Genomic DNA, 22053 nt, shown 5'->3' on the forward strand with positions numbered 1-22053 from the left:
TTCTTGTTGTTTCACACTTACGGTTTCAAATTGGGTTTGTAGGCTTGGCCGAGGCGCTCGTTCAGGCGGATCAGGAAATCCTCGATCCGCGCCCGGTTGGTGCCCAAGTCGCTCTGCCCCTGACGGGAGGCCGATCGCATATCGATGCGAGTCTCTTTCGGGCCGGCAAAGACCCGCAGCGCCACATCATCCTGAAAGCCGAACCAGCCGGTGGTGACCACTGCATCCAGACCATCCGGGCTTGGTCGCACCTGCCAGCCCAGCTCCTGCATCAGTTCGTTGGCTTCAATCACCACTTCGGCAGGGGAGGCCCTGGTAAAGAGAGGACCGGGTTTTGCCTCAACTGCTTTCAGCGGGGCGCTATTTATTGGCAGATCCTGCGCGGTTCTAAGCTCTGCCGCCCAGCGCAGCAGGGGGGGATTGTAGGGATCGGTACTCACATCGTTGATCAGCGGCATCCGCAGCGCTTGCACCACAAAGAGCAGCGGCAGCAGCAGTGGCAAGGCGCCAAGGCCGCTGGCGTAGCGGTTACGGCTCCAGGGCAGGCACACCAGCAAGATCAGGGAGACAAGGGCTCCGATGAAACAGATCGCAAAACCGATCCACCAGGGCCAGAGATGAAAGCGGCTGCCGAGGGCGCCAGCGAGCGGGAGTAACCAGGCCAGCAGGGGCCACAAGCAAGAGCGGGGCATAGCACGGGATCCATCGTCGAATGTGGACAATGCCGAGAAGGATAAACTTAATTGCCTGATAACGTTAGTAAATTGATGCGAGTTTGGCGTTGTTTTGGCCAGTTTTGCGAGGGAGGATGAAGAGGTCGGTGAAGCCCGCCTGACGGGAGCTTCACCGAGAGAATGGTCAGTGGCGATGGTTTAATTGCGATAGAGCACTTTGATCAGATGAAAGCCGAACTTGGTGCGCACCGGTCCCAGCACCTTGAGCAGTTCGCCCTTGAAGACGGCATCGTCAAAGGGCTTGACCATATCCCCTTTGTTGAACTCCCCCAGATCGCCGCTGCGTTTTGCAGAGGCGCAGGTGGAGAAGCGTTTGGCCATCTGGCCGAAGTCGGCTCCCTTCTCGATCTTCTCCTTGATCTCCAGACACTGTTTTTCGGTCTTGACCAGAATGTGCTGGGCACAGGCTTTTTTCATCGGGGCGCTCCTGGGAGTGATGGCGAAGGTTGTTAATGCCAAGTGTGGTGGCAAATGGGGGCGCAAGAGTACCCCAATTTGCCACCGGCGTCAGCCCTCACAGCCCGCCGTTTACCGGCGCTTGTCAGCCCTATTGTTGGCGAGCGCGGGTGGCCAGCACGGCGCGGGGGCGAGCTTGCCAGATGATCTCCAACCCGATCAGGGCGTAGAGGCTCCAGATGGCCAGCGGATTGAGCCACTCGCCCCCCAGTTGCAGGGTCATCAGGGCGCAACCTGCCAGCAGCAAGGTGATCCCCGGCAGTCGCCAGTGGGCGGGCAGCGGGGCCAGCATTGCCATCGCCAGCAGAATACCGAGGCCAAACGGCAGGTTCAGGGCGGTAAAGGCCAGCGCCTGTTGGCCACTCATGCCGGTCAGCAGGGCCAGCAGGGCGCTGCAACAGGCGAGAAAGGTGATGAACTCGAGACGATCGGCAATATAGTCAGCCATCTGTTCGCTACGTGCATGCATGATGTGTCTCCTTCAGTTGATGGTTCAAGTGTGAGGGAGGGGCGCTTGCAAAGGCAGCGGGATAATTCGATTGCGCTGAACGAGCAATTCTTAATCACCACGTACGGCGGGCTTTGGCGCGTGCCGGGCCTGTTAAACGGTGAGGGTAGTGTGATGCCGACAAACCCTGTCGTGGTGGATGGTTAGTTGTAAGGGGAGGGGGAGAGGTGACAAATGGTGCCTGATGACGGGGTGAGCCATGTTCAGGGCGGGTCAGTTCGCCCCCATCGGAAAAGCGGAGCGTCGTAATTGTCACCCAAATGTGTGATTTGTGGTCAACCTCTTAAAAGATATGGCGAATTTGCCAATGGCGCCGCGCTGTCGCTGGCCGATGCCTATGTTAGGATAAGGTTCGCCATTTTTCTGGCGCGCCTTTTTGTGTCACGGCCATGCACTGCATGGCGTGCTGCGCTGCTTTCGGGTTTGGCCCGAAAGGGCGTTGGTTTCCTTCACCACAGATTCAGGAATATTGACCTTTGACAGGATGCATTTCATCCCTGCTGGCAGGGCGTTCACTGTCCGGCCCTGCGTTTCGCCGCGGCCTGTTGGTACTGGGGGTAGGCCTGTTGCTGTCGCTGGTGGCCTCGCCGGTGTTTGCCGCCAAGCTCACCTATCAGATCAAGGGGTTGAAAGGGGACAATAAGGATAACGTCGAAGCCTACCTCAATGCCCTGCCGGTCTATCAGGAGCGGCAATACCGCCCGGCCCGCGCCAGGATCACCGAGAGCGTGCAAAAAGCGCTGCAGGTTTATGGTTACTACCAGCCGAAAATCACCCTGAGTCGCGATAAGAAGACCCCGTCCAAAGTGGTGATCGAGGTGGATAAAGGGGAGCCGGTCATCGTCTCTCGCCTCGATATTCTGCTGGAGGGGGATGCGGGCAGCGATGAGCTCTACAGCACCCTGCTGGACAAGTTGCCGCTGAAAGAGGGGGAGCCTCTCAACCACGCCAAATATGAATCGATCAAGGCGGATCTCGGTAGCCTCGGGCTGGCCCGGGGTTACTTTGATGCCAAGCTGAGCAGGAGTCAGGTCAAGGTGTTCCCGGACAAGGGGACGGCGGAGATCTTCATTCTGTTCGAATCGGGCCATCGCTACCGTTTCGGCGAGATCCGCTACGATGCCACTCCCGAAGCGCTCCACCTTATTCGCCCGCTCATCAACATCCAGAGCGGTGACCCCTATCTCGCCATCCGGCTGGCCGAAATGTCGCAGGATGTCTCCTCCACCAAGCTGTTCCGTCAGGTCGATATCAAGCCGGTATTGAGCGAGGCGAGCAACTATCGGGTGCCCATCGCGGTGACGCTGGATAACCGGGTCGATCACGAAATCGAGACCGGTATCGGTTACGCCACCGACGTGGGGCCAAGATTGAGTGCCACCTGGGAGAAACCCTGGGTCAACCGCTATGGTCACCGCCTCTTTGCCACTGCCAAGGTGTCGGCGCCGGAGTCCGAGCTTAGTTTCGATTACCAGATCCCGGTGGGCAACCCGCTGCGGGATTACTACTCCATCCAGACTGGTTACCAGTACAAGGACAACAACGATACCCGCTCCGACCTGACGACTATCGGTGTGCACCGCTGGACGCGGCGACCGGAGAGCTGGGATCGGGACGTCTTTATCCGGCTGGAGAATGAGATCTATACCCAGGGCGCCGATGAGGGGAACAGCTTGCTGCTGATCCCGGGGGTCTCCTGGTCCCGGCTGCGGATGCGCGGCGGACTGGTGCCGGACTGGGGCGATCGCCAGCAGCTGACGCTGGAGTTCTCCGATCCCAGATGGGGTTCCGACATCAGCTTTATGCGGGTGTGGGGGCGCAGCAAGTGGCTGCGTACCCTCGGCGATAACCACAGATTCCTGATGCGGGCCGAGCAGGGGGCCATCATAGGTGACAGCTTCTCGCTGGTACCGCCGTCGTTGCGTTTCTTTACCGGTGGCGATCAGACGGTGCGCGGCTTTGATTACGAGACCATCTCCCCCACCGGGCCGGATGGCAAGCTGACCGGTGGCCGCTATACCAGCGTGGCGAGTCTGGAATACAACTACCGTTTCAGCGAGAAGTGGCTGGGGGCCATGTTTGTGGATGGCGGCACCTCCACCACCGATTACAGCGAGCCCTGGAAGATCGGTACTGGTGTGGGTGTGCGCTGGGTCACCCCCATCGGTCAGGTCAGGCTGGATCTGGCGGTCGGGGTATCGGAGGAGGATAAGCCCTTGCGGCTGCATTTCGCATTGGGGCCTGAATTATGATGTTGTCTAAACGCTTTTTTCTTTGGCCGCTGCAGCTGTATCTTGCGCGGGGGTCTGCATTGTGATCTGGCTAAAACGCATTTTTCTCTGGCTGATGGGGCTGGTGTTTCTGCTGCTCATCGGCGTCAGCCTGCTGGGCTTTACCCATCAGGGCAACAAGTGGTTGTGGCAACAGGCCAAGGGGGTGCTACCCTCCCTCAAGGGGGAGCTGGTGGCCGGCCAACTTGGCTACGGCTGGACCCTGGAAGGGGCGGGCTGGCAGGATGAGCTGGTGGATGTCACGGTCGAGCGCGCCGTGCTCGACTGGGATCTCGGCAAGTTGTTGCAGGGTAAGCTCTGGATAAAATCCCTGGCGGTGACCCATCCGGTGGTCAAGGTAGCTGACTCCGAGCCGACACCGGAAGAGCCTTCCGAACCCTTTGTCTGGCACCCGTTGCCGCTTAAGATTCAGATCGACAGCCTCAAGGTCGCGGATCTCGATCTGGCGGTGCCCGGCGTGGCCGTGACCCTGGGGTCGCTCGATATCGGCGCAACCCTCAACCGCAAGGGGATGATTGTGCGCGGCCCGGTGCTCGATAACCTGAAAGTGACGCTGGATGACGCGGCGCCTGCCAGCCCAGCCAAATCTGCCAAGCCGCCAGCCATAGCGAACGCCAAGACCGTTAACGTAAAGCCCATTAACGATAAGAGCGCTAACGAGAAGCAAGCCGGGACTGCGGTTGCTCGCACCGACAAGGCCAGTGCCGAGGTCGCCAAACAGGGCAAAGGGGCGCCAGTTGCAAAACCTGCAAAGGCTGCTCCCGTTATCCTGCCCGCCATTCACCTTCCTTTCCCCATCCAGCTGGAAGGGGTCAATGCGACCCGGGTGCAATATAAGCAGGGCGAGCTGATCGAGGGGCTCGACAAGCTGCTGCTTTCGGCCACCGCCGCCGATGATCGCATCGAGGTGCGCGAGCTCTCGCTGCGCCACGCCATGGCCGATCTGGCGCTCAAGGGCCATATCCAGCTCAGTGATGACTACCCGCTGGCGGTGACGCTGGATGCCAAGGCCCGCAAGGGGCTGCTGGATGGCGAGCTGCAAGGGCAGCAGGCCACGCTGGCGTTGAGCGGTTCGGTCGGCAAGCTGGGGCTGGTGTTGTCGGCCAAGGGACCGGTCGCCGCCAATCTCAAGGGTTCTCTGGCCGCCCTCGACCCGGATCTCCCTTTTGATTTGGCCCTCGACTGGAAGGGCCTCGGCTGGCCATTTCATAAGCCTGCCAAAGATGAGCCGAGCTATCGGCTGGATAAGGGGAGCCTGACTACGAAGGGCAAGCTCTCCGGCTACCAGTTTGCCCTCAATACCTCCGGCAAGGGGACCGATGTGCCCCCCTTCAAGCTTGCACTGGATGGCAAGGGGGATCTGGAGCGGCTCAGCAAGATCGCCTTGCAGCTCAACGCCCTCAAGGGGGAGCTGAAGCTCGATGGCAAACTCGCCTGGAACAAGGGGATCGAGTGGCAGGGGATCACCCTGTTCAAGGGGATCAATCCGGCCGAGCTGGTGCCTGAGCTGAAAGGGACGCTGGCCGGTGAGCTGGAGAGCCGTTTCGTGATGAACGAAGCGGGCCACTGGGAGCTGAAACTGCCCAAGCTCAAGGTGGATGGCAAACTCAACCAGTACCCGTTGGCCCTCAAGGGGGAGCTCAGCGGCAACGACAAGATGGAGTGGCAGATCCCGGCGATCTCGCTGCAAAGTGGCCCCAACCAGTTGCAGGCCAAGGGCAGTATCAGCACTGCCCAGTGGAAGCTCGATGCCAACCTGCAGGCTCCCCAGCTGGGGGGCATCTATCCCGGCCTGAAAGGGGATATCAAGGGACAGGTGAAGGTCAGTGGCAATCAGCAGACGCCAAAAATCGATGCGGATCTGGCCTCCGACCGGCTCTACTATGCCGGCACCGACCTGAAGGGGATTAGCCTCAAGGGCAATGCGGTGATCGGCGCCAAACCGGCCGGTGAGCTCTCGTTGTTGGTGGCGCAGCTGAAACAGGGCGAAACCAAGCTCAGCCAGCTGGCCCTGAACCTCAGCGGCGATATCAGTCAGCATCTGTTGACCCTGACCATGAAGGGTGACCCTGTTGCCGCCAACCTCAAACTGGGTGGCGGCGTGCGCGGGGATCACTGGCGCGGGGAGCTCTCCGAGTTGCAGCTGAAAACCCCGCTGCGCCGCTGGGATTTGAGCTCCCCCTGGGCGCTGGATCTCGATCTGCCGCGTCAGCGGTTGGTGATGGGGGATCTCTGCCTCGGCTCCCAGGGGGCCAGCCTCTGCGTCAAGGGGAGTCAGGTTTCCGCTGCCCAGGGCACCCTGGAGTTTGCCCTGAGCGAGTTTGATCTCAAGCGGCTGCGCCCCTGGTTGCCGGACAACTTCCGCTGGCAGGCGATGCTATCTGCCGATGGTCGCGCCAGCTGGCGTGGCAATCAGCCGACCCTGCATGCGGTGGTGCGCACCACGCCGGGCACCTTTGTCGCCGATGGCCTCAAGACCGACTATCAGCAGCTGGCACTGGCCCTGGATTTCGAGCGGCAGCAGGCGGCCATTCGCCTCGATTTTGCCTCCAAGCAGATCGGCAATATCGATACCGACCTGCTGATCAAGGAGCCTGCCGGTCGCGGTCTGCTCGGCGGTCAGCTCAAGTTTGACGATCTCAAGCTCAATACCTTCGCGCCGCTCATTCCTGAGGTGCGCTCCCTGCAAGGGATCATCTCCGCCGATGCCCGCTTCGACGGCACGCTGGCGGCGCCCCTGCTGTTTGGTCAGCTCAACCTGCGTGACGGTGAAGTGCAGACTCACTCCGACATGGTGACCCTGACCAAGCTGGTGACTCGCCTCAAGATCGAGGGCAACCGCGCCGAGCTCGATGGCTCCATGCTGGTGGGCAAGGGGCCGCTGGCGTTGGGCGGCTGGCTCAGCTGGGCCAAGATGCCGGTCAGCGGCAGCCTCACCATTCAGGGCAAGGATCTGGAGGCGCAATATCCGGGCATGGGCCGGGTCAGAGTCTCGCCCGATATCGCCGTGTCGCTGGGGGAGGAGACCCGCATTACAGGTCAGGTGGATATTCCCTGGGCGCGCATTCTGGTCAAGAGCCTGCCGGATTCGGCGGTGGCGGTCTCCGACGATGTGACCGTGGTCTATGACGATCTGCCCCCCGCTCCCAAGCAGGCCAGTCTGCCGCTGGCGATGAAGGTAGCGATCCGCCTTGGCAACGATGTGAAGCTCGATGCCATGGGGCTGAAGACCGATGTCTCCGGCGGTCTCAATATCCGTCAGGATCCCGAGAAACCGCTGGCAGGCAATGGCCAGCTGGTGCTGACCAACGGCCGCTTCAAGGCCTATGGCCAGAACCTTATCATCAAAGAGGGGCGGATCCTCTTCTCCGGTCCGCTGGATCGGCCATTCCTCAACATCGAGGCCAACCGGGATCCCGATACCATCGAGGGTCAGGTGACGGTCGGGGTGCGGGTGACCGGCCCAGCCAGCAAGCCGGAGATCACTGTCTACTCCGAGCCGCAGATGGCGCAGTCGGAACAGCTCTCCTATCTGCTGCGCGGCAAAGGGTTGCAGACCGGCGGTGAGGATGGCGGTTTCAACGGTCTGCTGGTGGCCGGTGCGGTGAGTCAGGCCAACGGCGTGGTGTCGAGCATCGGCGAGTCGCTGGGGATGAGCGATGTCTCCCTCGATACCGCGGGCAGTGGTGACAACACTCAAGTGACCCTGTCGGCCTATCTGCTGCCGGGCTTGCAGTTCCAGTACGGGGTCGGGGTGTTCAGCCCCATCGCCGAATTCAAGCTGCGCTACGAGGTATTGCCACGGCTCTATCTGCAGGCGATGAGCGGGGTGGCTCAGGCGGTCGATATTTTCTATCGCTTCACCCTGTAACGCTTTGCCCCGTAACAGGGCTGATATGGACGTAAACGGGAGGCGCAGGCCTCCCGTTTTTTATTGCGCGATCGGCAGCGGGCAAACGGCGATAAAGGGCAGCAGTGCAGAGGAACAACGGATTGGGCAGGTCAGAAATGCGAAAACCCGGCACGAGGCCGGGTTTTCTGAATGATGGTGGAGGGAGAAGGATTCGAACCTTCGAAGGCAGAGCCGTCAGATTTACAGTCTGATCCCTTTGGCCGCTCGGGAACCCCTCCACGGGGTATTGCTTTTAACTTGTCGCACTTGAAATGGTGGAGGGAGAAGGATTCGAACCTTCGAAGGCAGAGCCGTCAGATTTACAGTCTGATCCCTTTGGCCGCTCGGGAACCCCTCCACAAGTGCGAGGCGCATACTAACAGATCTTCTGGTTTTGTGAACCCCCAAGCAGGATTTTTCCATTAAAAGAATTGGATTTGTGGCCGATAACCAGTGAAATCGCCATTTTCGAGAGTTATCTCATGCTGCCCAGTTCAATCCGTAATCACCTGCTCGTCGATGAGGGCCAGTTGGGGCAGCGCCTCAACCGTGACCTGCAGCATGGCGATCGGGCGGATTTCCGGTTGCATCTGGCCCTGCTCACTGACGCGGTGGAGGAGCAGCCCTGGTTTGATGCCAAACCGGCGGCCAGTCCCCAGAGCCGTGACTGGCGTCTGCACTTTGACCTGAGACCGGCAGAGGTGCTGGTGGCTGAAGGGGCAGGGAGTGACTGCAGTGCCATCAATGAGCGGTTGCAGCAGGGGGGAAGCATGGTGGATGTGCGGCTCTGGCTGGCGCTGCAAACACCGCCGCTGGCGGTCAAGCAACCGCTGCTGGATGAGGCGGTCTACGACAACCTGTCGCCGCTGGCGCGGGAGCGGTTGCATGGAAAGCTGGCCGATATGCCACGCCAGGAGGATCCGCTGGTACTGTTGCCGATCCTCGACCGTTTGCAACAGGGGGTGGATACCCGGTTGCACTGGCTCAGTTGATGGCGCCTGTTCACTGGCGTAACGCAGCGCTGGTGGGGTAAATCACAGGCAACAAAAAGGCGGGTGACCCCGCCTTTATGCTCTTTGGAATTTTTAGCCTTGCGGCATGCTATCAAGCGTCGGCTTCATCCGGTTGCGGCTGCTCTTTGAGCGCGGCGTTGGCGCGACGGGCAATCGGCTTCTCGGTGTGACGATTGAGTTGGCGCTCGAGCTTTTGACCCAGTTCGTTGATGGCGGCGTAGAGATCCTCATGCTCTGCCTGGGCAAACAGTTTGCCGTTGGGGATGCCAGCACTGGCTTCGACTGTGAACATCAGACGCTCTTTGGAAACAATCACATGGGGTGTGATGAGAGGCACCTGAAGACGTTCGAGCTTTTCAAAACGGGATTCGATGCGCTCGCGGATAGCCGGGGTGATGTCGATGATTTTGCTGGTAATTTCGATTTTCATATTGGCCCCCTTCGGGTCGTCTTGCTTGTGTCTTCACCTTCAGATTACTCATTGGTAAAGATTGAAATGTGATCTATGTCACATAACCTTCCCTTGGCTATTCAGCAACTTATAAATTGTGATCTTTTCCGGTTTCGTGCCAAAAACAGCTTGAGCTCCATGAAACTGGCAGGCAGTATGACGGGAATAGGATCGTTTCTGTCCCTTCTTGGCAGCACTTCGTGTCGACCTCATGTTCGGTTTCCACTGCTTGATATCGCATGTTTGTACTCTTCCCTCGCAACCGCTGATCTGATGAGTGGATGCAGGGGGCGTTGCTGTGCCCGATGGGACATCAAACGTGGTTGGTTGTTGTGTTGGAGTGGTAAATGAAGCAGCAAGCCACGCAAGTCATGTGGTTTTTCGATCGGCAACATGATCAGTGGAGTCTCTCTGATCAGGGGGCCTACCAGCAGTGGCAAGGGGAGGGCAATCATCCCTGGGCCGCTCGCCTGTTACCGGAAGATGAGGCAGGCTTTGCCGACTTTCTCGTCCGGCTTCATGAATCACATCTGCCAGAGCAGTTCATCGGTCATCTGAAAGATGATCAGGGTCAGCTCAACCATGTGCTCTGGAGCGGCCAATTTGTGCCCACCCAGCAGATCTGTTGTGGTTGGCTGGCCCCTCTCGATACTGCCAACAGCGCGGTCTCCTCCCTCAACCTCTCTTTGCCATTGCTGCAAACCACCCTGCTCACCCAGTTGGCGCAGGCGCTCTCTGCCCGCACCGGGCTCGATTTCTTCAATACCCTGGTCAGCCAGCTGGCTCACATTCTCAAGGTGGATGCGGTCTGGGTGGGGGAGCTGTGCGGTGCCGACCGAGTCAGAGTGCTGGCCGCCGACGGGCTGGCGCAGAAGGATTACCCGCTGGCGGGTTCCCCCTGTCAGGAGCTCTACAAGCAAGGTGCCATCTGTTTCGAGGTGATCGACGAGTCGCAGGAGTATCAACCCTGGCTGGCGGCCGGGCAGACTTACTATGGTCAGCCGCTGTTTGATGCCAGAGGTCAACTTCTGGGTCATCTGGCGCTGCTCTATTCGGCCCCGGCAGATACCCGCAACCTCACCTCGGTGCTCAATACCTTCTCGGTACGGATGGTGGCCGAGCTGGAGCGGCTGCAAACTGATGCCCAGATGCGGCTCTCTGCCGTTGCATTCGAGACCCACGAAGGGATCATCATCACGGATCCGGGGTTCAAGATCCTGCGGGTCAACAACGCCTTCAGCCAGATCACCGGCTTTGACAGCCAGTCGGTACTGGGCCTGCATCTGGAAGAGGATCTCTGGCCCAATCTGGGGGGACTGGGCTACGAGCTCAACACCCTCAGCCGCTGGCAGGGGGAGACCCAGCGTCGCCACGTCGATGGTCACACCTATCCCCAGTGGGAGATAGTGACGCCGGTGCAGGATGAGAAAGGGGTGATCAGCCACTTTGTCATCTGCTTCGAGGATATCTCCGAGCGCAAGGCGGCCGAGCGGCGCATTCAGGATCTCGCCTATTACGACGAGCTGACCGGATTGCCCAATCGCCGTCAGCTGCACGAAACCCTGGTGCAGACCTTCAACGAGTCGGTCCGCGACGGCCTGATTGGTGCGCTGCTCTTTATCGATCTCGATCACTTCAAGACCATCAACGACTCCCTAGGCCACGCCACCGGTGACTGGCTGCTCAAGGAGGTCGCCGCTCGCCTCAAACGGCTGGTGCGACAGGGGGATTGTCTGGCACGCCTCGGCGGTGACGAGTTTGTGCTGTTGCTGCCATCGCTCTCGGCCAGCCCGCCCCAGGCGGAGATGCAGGCCGATATCATTGCCGAGCGGCTCATCACCGAGATTGCCGCTCCTTATACCTATGTGGGACAGGTGCTGCACATCGGCGCCAGCGTCGGCATTACTTTGTTTCCGGATCGGGAGCAGGGGGTCGATGATCTGCTCAAGCAGGCAGATACCGCCATGTATCAGGCCAAGTCCGCTGGCCGCAAGACCCGTCGCTTCTTCGATGCCTCGATGCAGCAGCAGGCGGATCGCCGTCTGCTCATTCACAACGAACTGCGCAATGCCCTCAGCCAGCAAGAGCTGACCCTCTACTATCAGCCCCAGCATATGGTCGATGGCGGCGATATCATCGGCGTCGAGGCATTGATCCGCTGGCAGCCAGCCGGTCGCTCACTGGTCTCGCCGGCCGAGTTTATTCCCATCGCCGAGGAGACCGACCTGATTGTCGATATCGGCAACTGGGTGCTGCACGAGGCCTGTGCCCAATACGTACTGTGGGAGGAGAACGGCATCCACATTCCGCAGATCTCGGTCAACGTCAGTGCCAAGCAGTTCCATGCCACCGACTTTGTCGAGCGGATCCACGATGTGCTGGCGCAAACCGGCATGGATCCGGCCTGCCTCAATCTGGAGATCACCGAGTCTGTGGTGCTGGGTCACGCCGAGGACACCATCAGCAAGATGACCGAGCTCAAGGAGCTCGGCATCAGCTTTGCCATCGACGATTTTGGCGCCGGTTACTCCTCCCTGAGCTATCTCAAGCGGCTGCCTGCCGATGAGCTCAAGATCGACCGCTCCTTCATTCAGGACATCCCGAAAGATGGCGACAACATGGCCATCGTCGAGGCGGTGATCGCCATGGCGCGCCATATGGGGTTCAACGTCACGGCGGAAGGGGTGGAATCCCGTCAGCAACTGGAGTTTCTCAAGGCGCAGGGGTGCAGTTTCTATCAGGGCTATCTCGCCTCCAAGCCGCTGCCGGTGCCCTATCTGGAGAAATATGTACAGCGGCTGACCAGACCGGAACCGCTGCGCGAAATACAGCTGAGTAGTGCAGAAAAATAGTCCCTGCTCCCCGCTGTAGCGCTGCCTGGCAACGGGTAGAATGAGAGGCAGTAGACCCACCGCCACCGGGCGGTGTATTGCCCTCAATGGAGATGTTCAGTGAAAGCTGTATGGGGAATTGTTTTGTCGGCGCTGTTTGTGCCGACTCTGATGGCGCAGACTGCCGACCAGACGCTCTACCGTCAGGCGTATGACGCCGTACGGGCCAATGATCAGGCCCGTTTCCAGCAAATTCGTGCCCGGTTGACCCATTATCCGCTGCTGCCCTATCTCGATTACTATCAGCTCGCCTTTCGTCCGGGGGCGGCCGATTACAACGATGTGACCCGCTTTATCCGCCAGCATGGGGATACCCCCCAGTCCAACCGGCTGGAGCGCAGCTATCTGACCTATCTGGCCCAGAGCCAGCAGTGGTCGCAGTTCCTGCGCTTCTATCCGGCCAAGCCGAGCTCCACCGATCTGCTCTGCATGCACTATCAGGCGCTCTATTACACCGGCAAGCCGAAAGAGGCGTTGCAGGGGGCGGGCAAGATCTGGATGAGCGGCCAATCCCGCCCCGATGCCTGCTCCCCGTTGTTCCAGCTGTGGCAGGCATCCGGTCAGCGTACCCAGGAGAAGATCTGGCAGCGGATGACGCTGGCGTTCGAGGCGGAAAACCCCAACCTGATCCGCCATCTTGGCGCGACCCTGGGTAGCGGCTTGCAGAGCTATGGCGATCAGATGGTGACCCTGTTCGAGCAGCCCGCCAAGGCGATGAACCCGGCCTATTTCAGCAACAACCCCTATTCACGCAAGCTGCTCTCCCTCGGCCTGACCCGCTATGCCAATCAGGAGCCGGAGTCGGTGCTGCGCCAGCTGGCGCTGTTCCGTAGCCGTTTCGGCCTGACCCAGGCCGAGGTGAAACCGGTAGAGCGTGCCATTGCCCGCCGTCTGTTGCTGGATCGCGCCATTGCCCAGCGCAGTTGGGTCGACAGCACGGTGAAAAAGCTGGCGGATCCCGATATCACCGAGCTGCGGGCGCGACTGGCCATCTGGGAGCAGGACTGGCGTGGCCTCTCCGGCTGGGTGAAGATGATGCCGATGGCCCGTCAGAAAGAGGATCGCTGGCGCTACTGGATGGCGCGCTCCCTTGAGGTGCAGGGGCAGCAAAAACCGGCGCGAGATCTCTATCTGGAGACCGCCAACCTGCGCGGTTTCTACGGCTTTATGGCGGCCCAGCGCACCGGTGTGCCCTATCGCATGAAGAATCAGAGCGTCAAGCATGTACCGGACTGGCGCACGGCCAGCCAGCGCTGGCCCTTCCTGTTGCGGGTGCGCGAGCTGCTGTCGATGAACGAGATTGCGGCGGCCCGCTCGGAGTGGATCCACAACATGGATCGCAATCCGGTGGCCCAGCGCATCGAGTTTGGCCATATCGCCCTCAATCAGGGGTGGCACGAGCTGGCCATTCTCGCCAGCATTCGCGCTGAAGCGTGGGATGCCCTCGATTTGCGCTTCCCGCTGCCGCTCAAACGCACCTTCTCCCAGATGGCGCAAGAGCGCACCATGAACACCAGCCTGCTCTATGCCATCTCCCGTCAGGAGAGTGCCCTCTATCCGCTGGCCCAGTCGCCGGTGGGCGCGCGCGGCCTGATGCAGCTGATGCCGGCCACCGCCAAAGAGACTGCAGGCAAGCTGGGGGTGCCTTATCGCAACGAGCAGCAACTGTTTGATCCTGCGATGAATATTCGCCTCGGTAGCGCCTATCTCAAGCGCTTGCTGGATGTCTATGATGGCAACCGGATCCTGGCGGCGGCCGCCTACAACGCCGGGCCGGGCCGGGTAAAACGCTGGCGTGACCAGAGTGACAACAAGCCGATGGACGTGTGGGTCGAGAGCATCCCGTACAAGGAGACCCGCAACTACGTCCAAAACGTGTTGTCGTTCGATCTCATCTATCAGCATAAGTTGCAGCAGCCGCTGCGCTTCATGTCGGAGCGGGAGCTCAATCACGCCTATTGAGTCGGGGGCCGCCCGCCGGCCCCTGTTTTCAAATTTCCCTGCAGCCGCGTATCATCGGGTAAGGTTCTGTTACCAAAGGAAACATGCCCGGTGACCTGGCTCCGGGAATTACATCAGGCCGCAGGGTATACTCAGGCGTCGGCACCGACAGGTTCCCCCACAATAAAGGAATGGATAGTGGCAACGATTAAAGACGTTTCTCAGCTGGCAAATGTGTCTATCTCCACCGTGTCGCGCGTTATCAACAACACGGCACAGGTAGCACCGGAAAAGCGTGAGGCCGTATTGGCGGCCATGAAGGAACTGAATTTTCGACCCAACAGTTTTGCTCAGGCACTGGTCAGCAAGCGTTCCAACTGCATTGGCGTGCTGGTCGGCGACCTCTGCGGTGGCCCCTTCTTTGCCCAGATGATGCGTGGCATCGAGACCATGGTCGATCAGGCCAACAAGTTCACCATCGTCATGTCTGGCAACCATGATATCGCCCGCGAGCGTCATGCGATTCAGGCACTGCTGCAGCGCCAGTGCGATGCGCTGATCCTCCACAGCAAGGCGCTGCCGGACGAGGAGCTGAGCGAGCTGGCGGCAGGCTCTACCCCCATTGTCTTTATCAATCGTCAGGTACCCGGGGCCGAAGATCGCTGCGTCTGGCTGGACAATAAGGCCGGGATCACCACCGCGTGCCAGCACTTGCTGGATGCCGGTCATCGCAAAATTGCCTTTATCACCTCCGATGATGAGGAGTTTGTCGATGGCCTGCAGCGGATGGCGGGCTATACCCAGACTCTCGCCAGGGCCGGGATCGCGTTTGATCCGGCTCTCATCAGCCGCGCCTTTGCCGACGAGAACGGCGGCTATGTGGCGATGAGTGAACTGCTGACCCGCGGTGTCGAGTTCACCGCCGTGCTCGGTTTCAACGATGGCATGGTGGCTGGGGCGATTTCTTGCTTGCTGGAGCGGGGTTACAAGATCCCGCAGCAGGTGTCGGTGGTGGGGTTCGACGATATTCCCTACGCCCGCTACATCTATCCCAAGCTCACCACGGTACGTTACCCCATCGAGGAGATGGGCAGCCGCGCCGCCGAGTTGGCGCTGCGCCTGCTCGATCACAAGCCGGTGGACGGTCTGGCGCTCAAGTTTGAAGCCCAGCTGGTGGAGCGTGAGTCAGTCGCCTGACGTGCGTCAAACAGCGAATAACAACGTGGCCCCATCGGGGCCACGTTTGTTTTTGCTTGTTGTCTGCTTGTCGGCCCGTTTAGAAGCGGGCTGATCCGCTGACGTAGTAACTGCGACCCGGTTCCACGTTCTGGAAGGTGGGGTCTTTCTCTTGCAGGCGCACATCGGTCAGGTTGGTGATACCGACCCGCAGATCAAAGTTGCTGGTGACCTTGAAACCGGTGCCGAGATCGAAGGTTTGATAGCTGGGCAGCTTGTGCAGTACGACAACCTTGTTGACGGTCTGCTCGGCAAACTGGGTGCCGGTGTAGGTGGTGCCGACAAAGGCATTGACCCGCTCGGTGGCCTGCCAGGTGATCTTGGCGTTGGCCTTGTGCTCCGGCCGCTCGGGCAGGGCCTGACCCTGATCGCCCTCAGCCTTGAGATAGGTGTAGTTGGCGCCGAGGTTGATATCGTCGGTCAGATCGAGCCTGCCGGTCAGCTCCAGTCCCTTGGTGGTGGCCTTCTCCAGGTTGTACCAGGTGCGGTCAGTGGAGTTCGGCAGCTGTTTGAAGGTGAGCATGTCGTCGATATCGGAGTAGAAGAGAGTGGCGCTGGTCTCCCAGATCCCTTGCCCTGCGATAACGCCCAGCTCGTAGTTGGTGCTGGTTTCCGGCTTGACCTTGTCACTGCCATAGATACGGCAGCTGCCGCCGCAGCTCTCGATGCTGTAACCGTTGGAGTACTGGTGCGGTGCCGGTGCCTTGAAGGCCTGGCTGACACCGCCCTTGGCGGTCACCAGCTCGTTCATCTCATAGACCAGATAGCCGCGCGGGGTGAAGTGGCTGCCGTAGATCTCGTGGTGATCGTAACGGCCACCCAGCGTGAAGGTCAGGCTGTCGGTCAGGCCAATCTCGTCCTGGGCGAACAGCGCCTCCTGTGAGTGGCTCTCCTTGCCACCGATATCCTTGTAGCTCACCGCATCCACCAGCTCCCGATCCAGATATTCACCACCCAGGGTCAGGTAGTGGTTGGCCAGTGCCAGGTTGGTATAGCCCTTGAGGGTCAAGGTGTTCTCTTCCAGCTCCCGCTGCTGCGGGGCTGAGTAGCTGGTGTTGAAGTCGTCGATCTGGGAGGTCTCGTAGTTGGCCATGACGGTGGTGTCACCCCAGCTCCAGTTCCCCTTGTGGGTCAGACCAAACAGGTTGCGATCGTTCTGCTGCTGGCGGCTGTGCACCTTGTTGCCGGTCTTGCGGAAGATATCGAGGGGCCGCTCATCCTGATTGTAGAGATAGTCAAACTCGAAGCGCTGCTGCTCATCCACCAGCCAGCTCAGGGTGGAGGCGAAGTTGCGGGTCTGCTTGGCTTCGATAAGGGGGATGCCGTCAGCAGCTTCGGTGGGGGTCCAGGCTTGACGGTCATACACCTCGCCGTTCATCCGGATCAGCAGGTTGTCGGTCAGCGGGCCGGTAAAGCCCAGGTTGGTTCTGTGCTGATCGCCGCCATCCTTGCCCTCGATAGCCTTAAAGTCGGCATCGGCCGCCCCTTGCCAGGTTTTGCCCGGCTGCTTGGTGATGATATTGATGACACCCCCGATGGCATCGGAGCCGTAAAGTGCCGACATGGGGCCACGGATCACCTCGACCCGCTGGATCATGCCAAGGGGCACCGGGGTGTTGTCGAAGTTGCCGCCGCGCCACAGGGCATTGGAGGAGGAGAGGCGTTTGCCATCCACCAGCACCAGGGTGTACTTGCCGGACATGCCGCGAATACCGATATCGCTGCGGCCATTGGTGTCAGCTTCAGCCTGAATGCCCACCTCGTGGCGCAGCAGGTCGGCAAGGTCATTGACCGGTGCGGCGGCGATCTGTTCTGCCGTGATGACAGAGATGGAGGCTGGTGCCGAGCGGGTATTGTGCGCCGTGGTGGTGACGGTGATCACCTCGTCGGCTTGAGGCGCTTTGTTGGCGGCGATCGCTTGCTGGGTCAGCAGGGTGACTATGGTGGTGGCCAGCAGGCTGGGGGCAATAAAACGGGAGGCTGAGAATTTCATTATTTACATCTTCCATAATATTTAAATGATAAGCATTATCATTATCTCGGCTACCTTGTTCCGTTCGCAACACTTTTTTACTGACGAGCTGACGGGGCGGGTACGGTGCAATGGCAACCACCATCCGTGATCGATGGCTGAGACTATCAGGGGGGGGAATGGATCTGGCCGCGATAACTGATGTCATCAATAAACGCGAGAGGCGGGTTGTCATGGTGGGCGAGAGCGAGGAGATAAACCTGATGTCGGGGATAGCGCAGGAAAGTGAAAACGTGGTCAGAGTGGTCGCCATGACTCCGATAGACGCCATCCGGGAAGCCTTGCTGGCGGGCACGCTGGTTGGGCTGGGGGAGCCGCACTGGCACCCGGATTTTATCCGGCGCCAGCACGCCTGGCTGTGTGATCCGGCGCTCTGGGGAATCATGACCGATCTGGTGCTGGAGTGCGGCAACCGCCGCCATCAGGGCTTGCTCGATGCCTGGCTGGCGGGGGAGGAGAGCTGGCAGGGGGAGCCGCTCACGCTGGTACGGCTCTATCCGGTCTGGCTCGACTCCTGCGCCTTTCCCGCCTGGATGGCCCCCGAGTTTCCGGCCCTCTTCGCTGCCCTGCGCCAGAGCAATCTGGCGCGCCCTGCACATATGCGGCTGCGGGTGCATCTCTGCGAGCCCTTATTCGAGTGGCAGGAGATGAGCCCGAAGCGGTGGCTGCAGCACAACAGGGAGCGGGATCAGGCGCTGGCCGGCTATCTTCTTGCACTTCCCGCTCGTGGCGTGGTGGTACTGGCGGGTGCGCGCCATCTGCTCAAAGCCGCAGGGGATCCCCACTTTGCGCAGCCGACGCTGGGCCAGTTGCTGGAGGCAGCACGGCCGGGTTGGCTGCAGGTGCTTCACCCCTGGCCAATGGTTGATGAGATAGGAGATGAGGAGGAGAGGGTGAGCGAACTGGTCGGTATCACGACAGCCGGTCTCTATCCCCACTGGCCGGAGCATCCGCCGCTGGAGACTCTCATCGATCGGCTGGTGCGCGTGGCTGACAGGGGGCGGGAGATGCGAATTTGCCCCACCTTGCTGGCAGAGCCCTGGCGTAGCCGCTTGCTAAGCCGCGCTCACTTGCTGCCAGTTGGCATGGCCCGCCAGCTGCAACAGTGGCTGGCGTAACTGCTGGTGCGAATAACCACCGAATGACGTAACAGAAGGGGGAGCCAAGCTCCCCTTTTCAATATTTGGCATCCTGCATTCAGCGCCGCAAAGTTGCACCATTTACGGCATACCTTGCCACTCATCGCCGAAAATTCAGCTCCTTCGCTACTTTAAAGAAGTTTCTACTGGTCTTACCTGAGTAAATCCCTTTGCTTTTTATTTAACAAGGTATTTACATCTAAGTGTCACCAGCATCGGTGACGCCTACAACGGCAAGGAGCCAGTTATGACCCATGTCGACATCCCTTTCCTTCGTTACCTCGATGCGGAAGGGTGCCAGGTCGCCACCTTACCGACCTGGCTGGACAAGGCGATACTGCACACCTTCTACCGCAACATGGTGATGGTGCGCAGCTATGACAAAAAAGCGATTGCGCTGCAACGAACCGGCAAGCTCGGTACCTTTCCCTCCCACCTCGGGGCGGAAGCCGTGGGGATTGGCATTGGTCTCGCCATGCAGTCGCAGGATGTCTACGTTCCCTACTACCGGGATATGCCTACTCTCTATGCGCGGGGCGTGCCGATGGAGAAGAACCTGCAATATTGGGGCGGTGACGAGCGGGGCAGCTATTTTCTCAAACCCGATGGGACCCCCTCTGAAGATCTCCCCATCTGCGTCCCCATCGCCACCCAGATCACCCACGCCTGTGGCATTGCGTCTGCCTTCAAACTGCGTAATCAACCGCGTGTCGCCGTTGTCACCATCGGCGATGGCGGCACCTCCAAGGGGGATTTTCTGGAAGGGCTCAACTGCGCCGGTGTCTGGCACCTGCCGATGGTCATCATCGTCAACAACAACCAGTGGGCCATCTCGGTGCCGCGTAAGCTGCAATCGAGCGCCCCTACGCTGGCCCAGAAAGGGATTGGCGCCGGTGTTCGTAGCCTGCAGGTGGATGGCAACGATGTGGTGGCGGTCTACGATGCCGCTCGCAGTGCCATCGAACGGGCCCGCAGCGGCAAGGGGCCGACTTTGATCGAGGCGGTCAGTTATCGTCTAGGGGATCACACCACGGCCGACGATGCCACTCGCTACCGCGATGGGGCCGAGGTCGAGGCTGCCTGGGCCAAGGAGCCGGTCAAGCGGCTGCGCCAGTTTATGCACAGCAAAGGGTGGTGGGATGAAGGGCAAGAGCAGAGCTTGCTGGCAGAGGCTGCCCGAGAGGTAGAGCAAGCGGTCGCCCGTTATGAGGCGATGGCGCCCCAGCCACCGGAGGCGATGCTCGATTATCACTACGCCAGCCTGCCCGCCGAACTGTTGCCCCAGCGCGAGCGAGTGATTGCCAAGGGGATGAAGCAGGAGGTTGGCCATGAGTGAGATCAGTTTGCTGGAAGCGGTCAACATGGCCCTTCACTACGAGATGGAACACGACCCGGATGTGGTGGTACTAGGCGAGGATGTGGGAGTCAACGGCGGGGTATTTCGCGCCACCGTGGGCCTGCGCGACAAGTTCGGTTTCAAGCGGGTGATCGACACGCCGCTGGCTGAAGGGTTGATCGCCGGGGTGGCGGTCGGCATGGCCACCCAGGGGCTCAAGCCGGTGGCGGAGTTCCAGTTTCAGGGCTTCATCTTCCCCGGGATGGAGCAGATCATCTGTCAGGCGGCGCGGATGCGAAACCGTACTCGTGGCCGCCTCTCCTGTCCCCTTGTCTATCGCTCTCCCTATGGCGCAGGCATCCATTCGCCGGAGCACCACAGCGAGAGCGTCGAGGCGCTGTTTGCCCATATTCCCGGGCTGCGGGTGGTGATCCCCTCCAGCCCGAGGCGCGCCTATGGCTTGCTGCTCTCGGCCATCCGTGATCCGGATCCTGTGATGTTTTTCGAACCCGATCGCATCTATCGCTCGATGAAATCCGAGGTGGTGGATGACGGTGTCGGCCTGCCGCTGGATGTCTGCTTCACCCTGCGCCCGGGCCGGGATATCACAGTGGTGGCCTGGGGTGCCTGCATTCAGGAGGTGATGCGGGCGGCGAACCTGTTGGCCGAGCAGGACATCCAGTGCGAGGTGCTGGATCTGGCCACTATCAAGCCGCTGGATATGGCGACCATCCTCACCTCGGTGCGCAAGACCGGGCGCTTGCTGGTGGTGCACGAGGCGTGTGGCAGCTTCGGAGTCGGGGCCGAAATTGTGGCGCGGGTGACCGAGCAGGCACTTCCCAGCCTCAAGGCACCGCCCAAGCGGCTGACCGGCGTGGATGCCGCCGTCCCCTACTATCGCAACGAGGCGTATTACCTCATCACCGAGCAGGATATCGCCGATGCCGCTCACCAGCTGATGGAGAACCAGTGGCTATGAAATTTTTCAAATTACCGGATCTGGGTGAAGGGTTGGCCGAAGCCGAGATCGTCGAATGGAAGGTGAGTGCCGGGGATACCGTCGCGGTCGATCAGGTGCTGTTGTCGGTGGAAACGGCCAAGGCGCTGGTGGATGTGCCCTCTCCGGTGGCCGGGGTAATTGCACGTCTCTGTGGCGCCGAGGGGGATATCCTCCATATCGGTGCACCGCTGGTGGAGTTTGAGGGGGGTGAGGATGATGGCACCGTGGTGGGCAAGGTGAGCGCCCATCAGCAGCACATTGAGGATCACTTCGTGGTGGGGGCCATTGCCCCGGGTGGCATGCTGGTACAAGCCATGCCAGCGGTGCGGCTGCTGGCACAAAAACTGGGTCTGGATATCGAGCGGATCAGGGGAAATGGCAGCGGCGGCATGGTGACCGAGCTGGATGTGCAGCAGGCATTCGAGGCTCAGCAGAGCAGCGGCAACGAGTTTCTCAAAGGGGCGCGGCGGGCCATGGCCAAGGCGATGGAGCACTCTCATCAGACGGTGGTGCCGGTCAGCATCACCGACGAGGTGGATTTGCGTCACTGGAGATCCGATGAAGACGTGACGGTGCGCCTTATCAAGGCCATTGGCGTGGCGTGCCGCGCCGAGCCGTCGATGAATGCCTGGTTTGATGGCGAAACCCTGTCAAGACGGCTGTTCAACGAGGTCAATGTGGCCATTGCGGTGGATTCCAAACATGGTCTCTATGTGCCGGTGATGGAGAACGTGGCCGAGCGCGAGGGGGCGGATATCCGGCAGGGGCTGGATCGGATGATCGCCGATGTGAAGGCGCGCGCTGTGCCTCGCGAAATGTTGCAGGGGGCGACCATTACGCTCACCAACTTCGGCGCCATCGCAGGCCGCTACGCCAGCCCCATCGTCACGCCGCCGCAGGTGGCCATCATAGGGGCAGGCAAGCTGTTCGAGAAAGTGGTGTTCATTCATGGTGAAGCTCGCCCCGTCAGGGCTCTGCCACTGTCGATGACATTCGATCACAGGGCATGCACGGGCGGGGAGGCGGCACGTTTTCTCAGAGCGTTGGTCGAAGCGTTGGAAACGGCCACCTTATAACGGTTTGCGCCCTGTCATTGGCAGGGCACAAATTTGTTTGCGTAATCTACAAAGCCA

General features: G+C 60.3%; 15 protein-coding genes and 2 tRNA genes. 10 read left to right on the forward strand and 7 right to left on the reverse strand.

The genetic code is table 11. From position 1 onward, the window contains the following. Nucleotides 1-17: 17 nt before the first annotated feature. The 3 genes from I6G90_RS02025 to I6G90_RS02035 all read right to left on the reverse strand — a co-directional run bounded on the left by I6G90_RS02025 (nt 18) and on the right by I6G90_RS02035 (nt 1659). Entirely contained in the window at nt 18-692 is a 675-nt protein-coding gene (locus tag I6G90_RS02025; RefSeq protein ID WP_197929514.1) for a DUF1499 domain-containing protein, read from the reverse strand. Nucleotides 693-872: 180 nt separating this feature from the next. Further along, nucleotides 873-1151, reverse strand: coding sequence for a peptidylprolyl isomerase (locus I6G90_RS02030; RefSeq protein WP_005334269.1), 279 nt, complete (start codon nt 1149-1151; stop codon nt 873-875). Between the two features lie 130 nt (nt 1152-1281). Further along, nucleotides 1282-1659, reverse strand: coding sequence for a hypothetical protein (locus I6G90_RS02035; RefSeq protein ID WP_197929515.1), 378 nt, complete (start codon nt 1657-1659; stop codon nt 1282-1284). A 515-nt stretch (nt 1660-2174) separates the two neighbouring features. Between I6G90_RS02035 and tamA the strand changes: the two genes are divergently transcribed. Together tamA and tamB are read left to right on the forward strand one after the other, a co-directional pair. Next, on the forward strand, nt 2175-3950 hold the full coding sequence (gene tamA, locus I6G90_RS02040; protein WP_197929517.1) for an autotransporter assembly complex protein TamA: 1776 nt from the start codon (nt 2175-2177) through the stop codon (nt 3948-3950). 61 nt (nt 3951-4011) lie between these two features. Then, complete coding sequence (gene tamB / locus I6G90_RS02045; RefSeq protein ID WP_197929519.1) at nt 4012-7860, forward strand: autotransporter assembly complex protein TamB; 3849 nt, start codon at nt 4012-4014, stop codon at nt 7858-7860. 175 nt (nt 7861-8035) lie between these two features. On the opposite strand, the gene I6G90_RS02050 is transcribed toward tamB, so the two are convergent. Both I6G90_RS02050 and I6G90_RS02055 read right to left on the reverse strand, forming a co-directional pair. Beyond that, nucleotides 8036-8120: transfer RNA gene (locus tag I6G90_RS02050), tRNA-Tyr, on the reverse strand. A 34-nt stretch (nt 8121-8154) separates the two neighbouring features. Next, nucleotides 8155-8239: transfer RNA gene (locus tag I6G90_RS02055), tRNA-Tyr, on the reverse strand. A 124-nt stretch (nt 8240-8363) separates the two neighbouring features. Between I6G90_RS02055 and I6G90_RS02060 the strand changes: the two genes are divergently transcribed. Further along, entirely contained in the window at nt 8364-8873 is a 510-nt protein-coding gene (locus tag I6G90_RS02060) for a VC2046/SO_2500 family protein (protein ID WP_197929521.1), read from the forward strand. A 112-nt stretch (nt 8874-8985) separates the two neighbouring features. On the opposite strand, the gene hpf is transcribed toward I6G90_RS02060, so the two are convergent. Beyond that, nucleotides 8986-9324, reverse strand: a complete 339-nt coding sequence (hpf, locus tag I6G90_RS02065) for a ribosome hibernation-promoting factor, HPF/YfiA family (protein ID WP_005334257.1) — start codon at nt 9322-9324, stop codon at nt 8986-8988. Between the two features lie 368 nt (nt 9325-9692). Here hpf and I6G90_RS02070 point away from each other — a divergent pair, with 368 nt between their 5' ends. From I6G90_RS02070 to I6G90_RS02080, 3 genes are all read left to right on the forward strand, one after another. Then, nucleotides 9693-12197 carry a putative bifunctional diguanylate cyclase/phosphodiesterase gene (locus I6G90_RS02070; RefSeq protein ID WP_197929523.1) on the forward strand — a complete coding sequence of 835 codons (2505 nt, stop codon included), beginning with the start codon at nt 9693-9695 and terminating at the stop codon, nt 12195-12197. A gap of 99 nt (nt 12198-12296) precedes the next feature. Next, complete coding sequence (locus I6G90_RS02075; RefSeq protein WP_197929531.1) at nt 12297-14198, forward strand: transglycosylase SLT domain-containing protein; 1902 nt, start codon at nt 12297-12299, stop codon at nt 14196-14198. A gap of 177 nt (nt 14199-14375) precedes the next feature. After that, nucleotides 14376-15374, forward strand: a complete 999-nt coding sequence (locus I6G90_RS02080) for a LacI family DNA-binding transcriptional regulator (protein ID WP_075112099.1) — start codon at nt 14376-14378, stop codon at nt 15372-15374. Nucleotides 15375-15453: 79 nt separating this feature from the next. Here the strand turns inward: I6G90_RS02080 and I6G90_RS02085 are convergent, their stop codons facing one another. Then, nucleotides 15454-17406, reverse strand: a complete 1953-nt coding sequence (locus I6G90_RS02085) for a TonB-dependent receptor domain-containing protein (RefSeq protein WP_197929533.1) — start codon at nt 17404-17406, stop codon at nt 15454-15456. A 212-nt stretch (nt 17407-17618) separates the two neighbouring features. Between I6G90_RS02085 and I6G90_RS02090 the strand changes: the two genes are divergently transcribed. The 4 genes from I6G90_RS02090 (at nt 17619) to I6G90_RS02105 (ending at nt 21996) form a co-directional block, all read left to right on the forward strand. Further along, nucleotides 17619-18563, forward strand: coding sequence for a hypothetical protein (locus I6G90_RS02090; RefSeq protein WP_232254400.1), 945 nt, complete (start codon nt 17619-17621; stop codon nt 18561-18563). Between the two features lie 268 nt (nt 18564-18831). After that, nucleotides 18832-19920 carry a pyruvate dehydrogenase (acetyl-transferring) E1 component subunit alpha gene (gene pdhA, locus I6G90_RS02095; protein WP_197929534.1) on the forward strand — a complete coding sequence of 363 codons (1089 nt, stop codon included), beginning with the start codon at nt 18832-18834 and terminating at the stop codon, nt 19918-19920. Then, nucleotides 19913-20899, forward strand: coding sequence for an alpha-ketoacid dehydrogenase subunit beta (locus tag I6G90_RS02100; RefSeq protein WP_197929535.1), 987 nt, complete (start codon nt 19913-19915; stop codon nt 20897-20899). Before pdhA ends, I6G90_RS02100 begins: the two co-directional genes overlap by 8 nt. Beyond that, nucleotides 20896-21996, forward strand: coding sequence for a dihydrolipoamide acetyltransferase family protein (locus I6G90_RS02105; protein ID WP_197931139.1), 1101 nt, complete (start codon nt 20896-20898; stop codon nt 21994-21996). The genes I6G90_RS02100 and I6G90_RS02105 overlap by 4 nt, the downstream gene beginning before the upstream one ends. Nucleotides 21997-22053: the final 57 nt, after the last annotated feature.

This window comes from Aeromonas allosaccharophila (assembly GCF_016026615.1).
Lineage (GTDB): Bacteria > Pseudomonadota > Gammaproteobacteria > Enterobacterales > Aeromonadaceae > Aeromonas > Aeromonas allosaccharophila.

What these genes read in the sequence shown, in the direction of transcription:
- I6G90_RS02025 (WP_197929514.1), bottom strand. Translation starts at nt 692, where the DNA reads ATGCCCCGCTCTTGCTTGTGGCCCCTGCTGGCCTGGTTACTCCCGCTC.
- I6G90_RS02030 (WP_005334269.1), bottom strand. Translation starts at nt 1,151, where the DNA reads ATGAAAAAAGCCTGTGCCCAGCACATTCTGGTCAAGACCGAAAAACAG.
- I6G90_RS02035 (WP_197929515.1), bottom strand. Translation starts at nt 1,659, where the DNA reads ATGCATGCACGTAGCGAACAGATGGCTGACTATATTGCCGATCGTCTC.
- I6G90_RS02060 (WP_197929521.1), top strand. Translation starts at nt 8,364, where the DNA reads ATGCTGCCCAGTTCAATCCGTAATCACCTGCTCGTCGATGAGGGCCAG.
- hpf (WP_005334257.1), bottom strand. Translation starts at nt 9,324, where the DNA reads ATGAAAATCGAAATTACCAGCAAAATCATCGACATCACCCCGGCTATC.
- I6G90_RS02070 (WP_197929523.1), top strand. Translation starts at nt 9,693, where the DNA reads ATGAAGCAGCAAGCCACGCAAGTCATGTGGTTTTTCGATCGGCAACAT.
- I6G90_RS02085 (WP_197929533.1), bottom strand. Translation starts at nt 17,406, where the DNA reads ATGAAATTCTCAGCCTCCCGTTTTATTGCCCCCAGCCTGCTGGCCACC.
- I6G90_RS02090 (WP_232254400.1), top strand. Translation starts at nt 17,619, where the DNA reads ATGGTGGGCGAGAGCGAGGAGATAAACCTGATGTCGGGGATAGCGCAG.
- pdhA (WP_197929534.1), top strand. Translation starts at nt 18,832, where the DNA reads ATGACCCATGTCGACATCCCTTTCCTTCGTTACCTCGATGCGGAAGGG.
- I6G90_RS02100 (WP_197929535.1), top strand. Translation starts at nt 19,913, where the DNA reads ATGAGTGAGATCAGTTTGCTGGAAGCGGTCAACATGGCCCTTCACTAC.
- I6G90_RS02105 (WP_197931139.1), top strand. Translation starts at nt 20,896, where the DNA reads ATGAAATTTTTCAAATTACCGGATCTGGGTGAAGGGTTGGCCGAAGCC.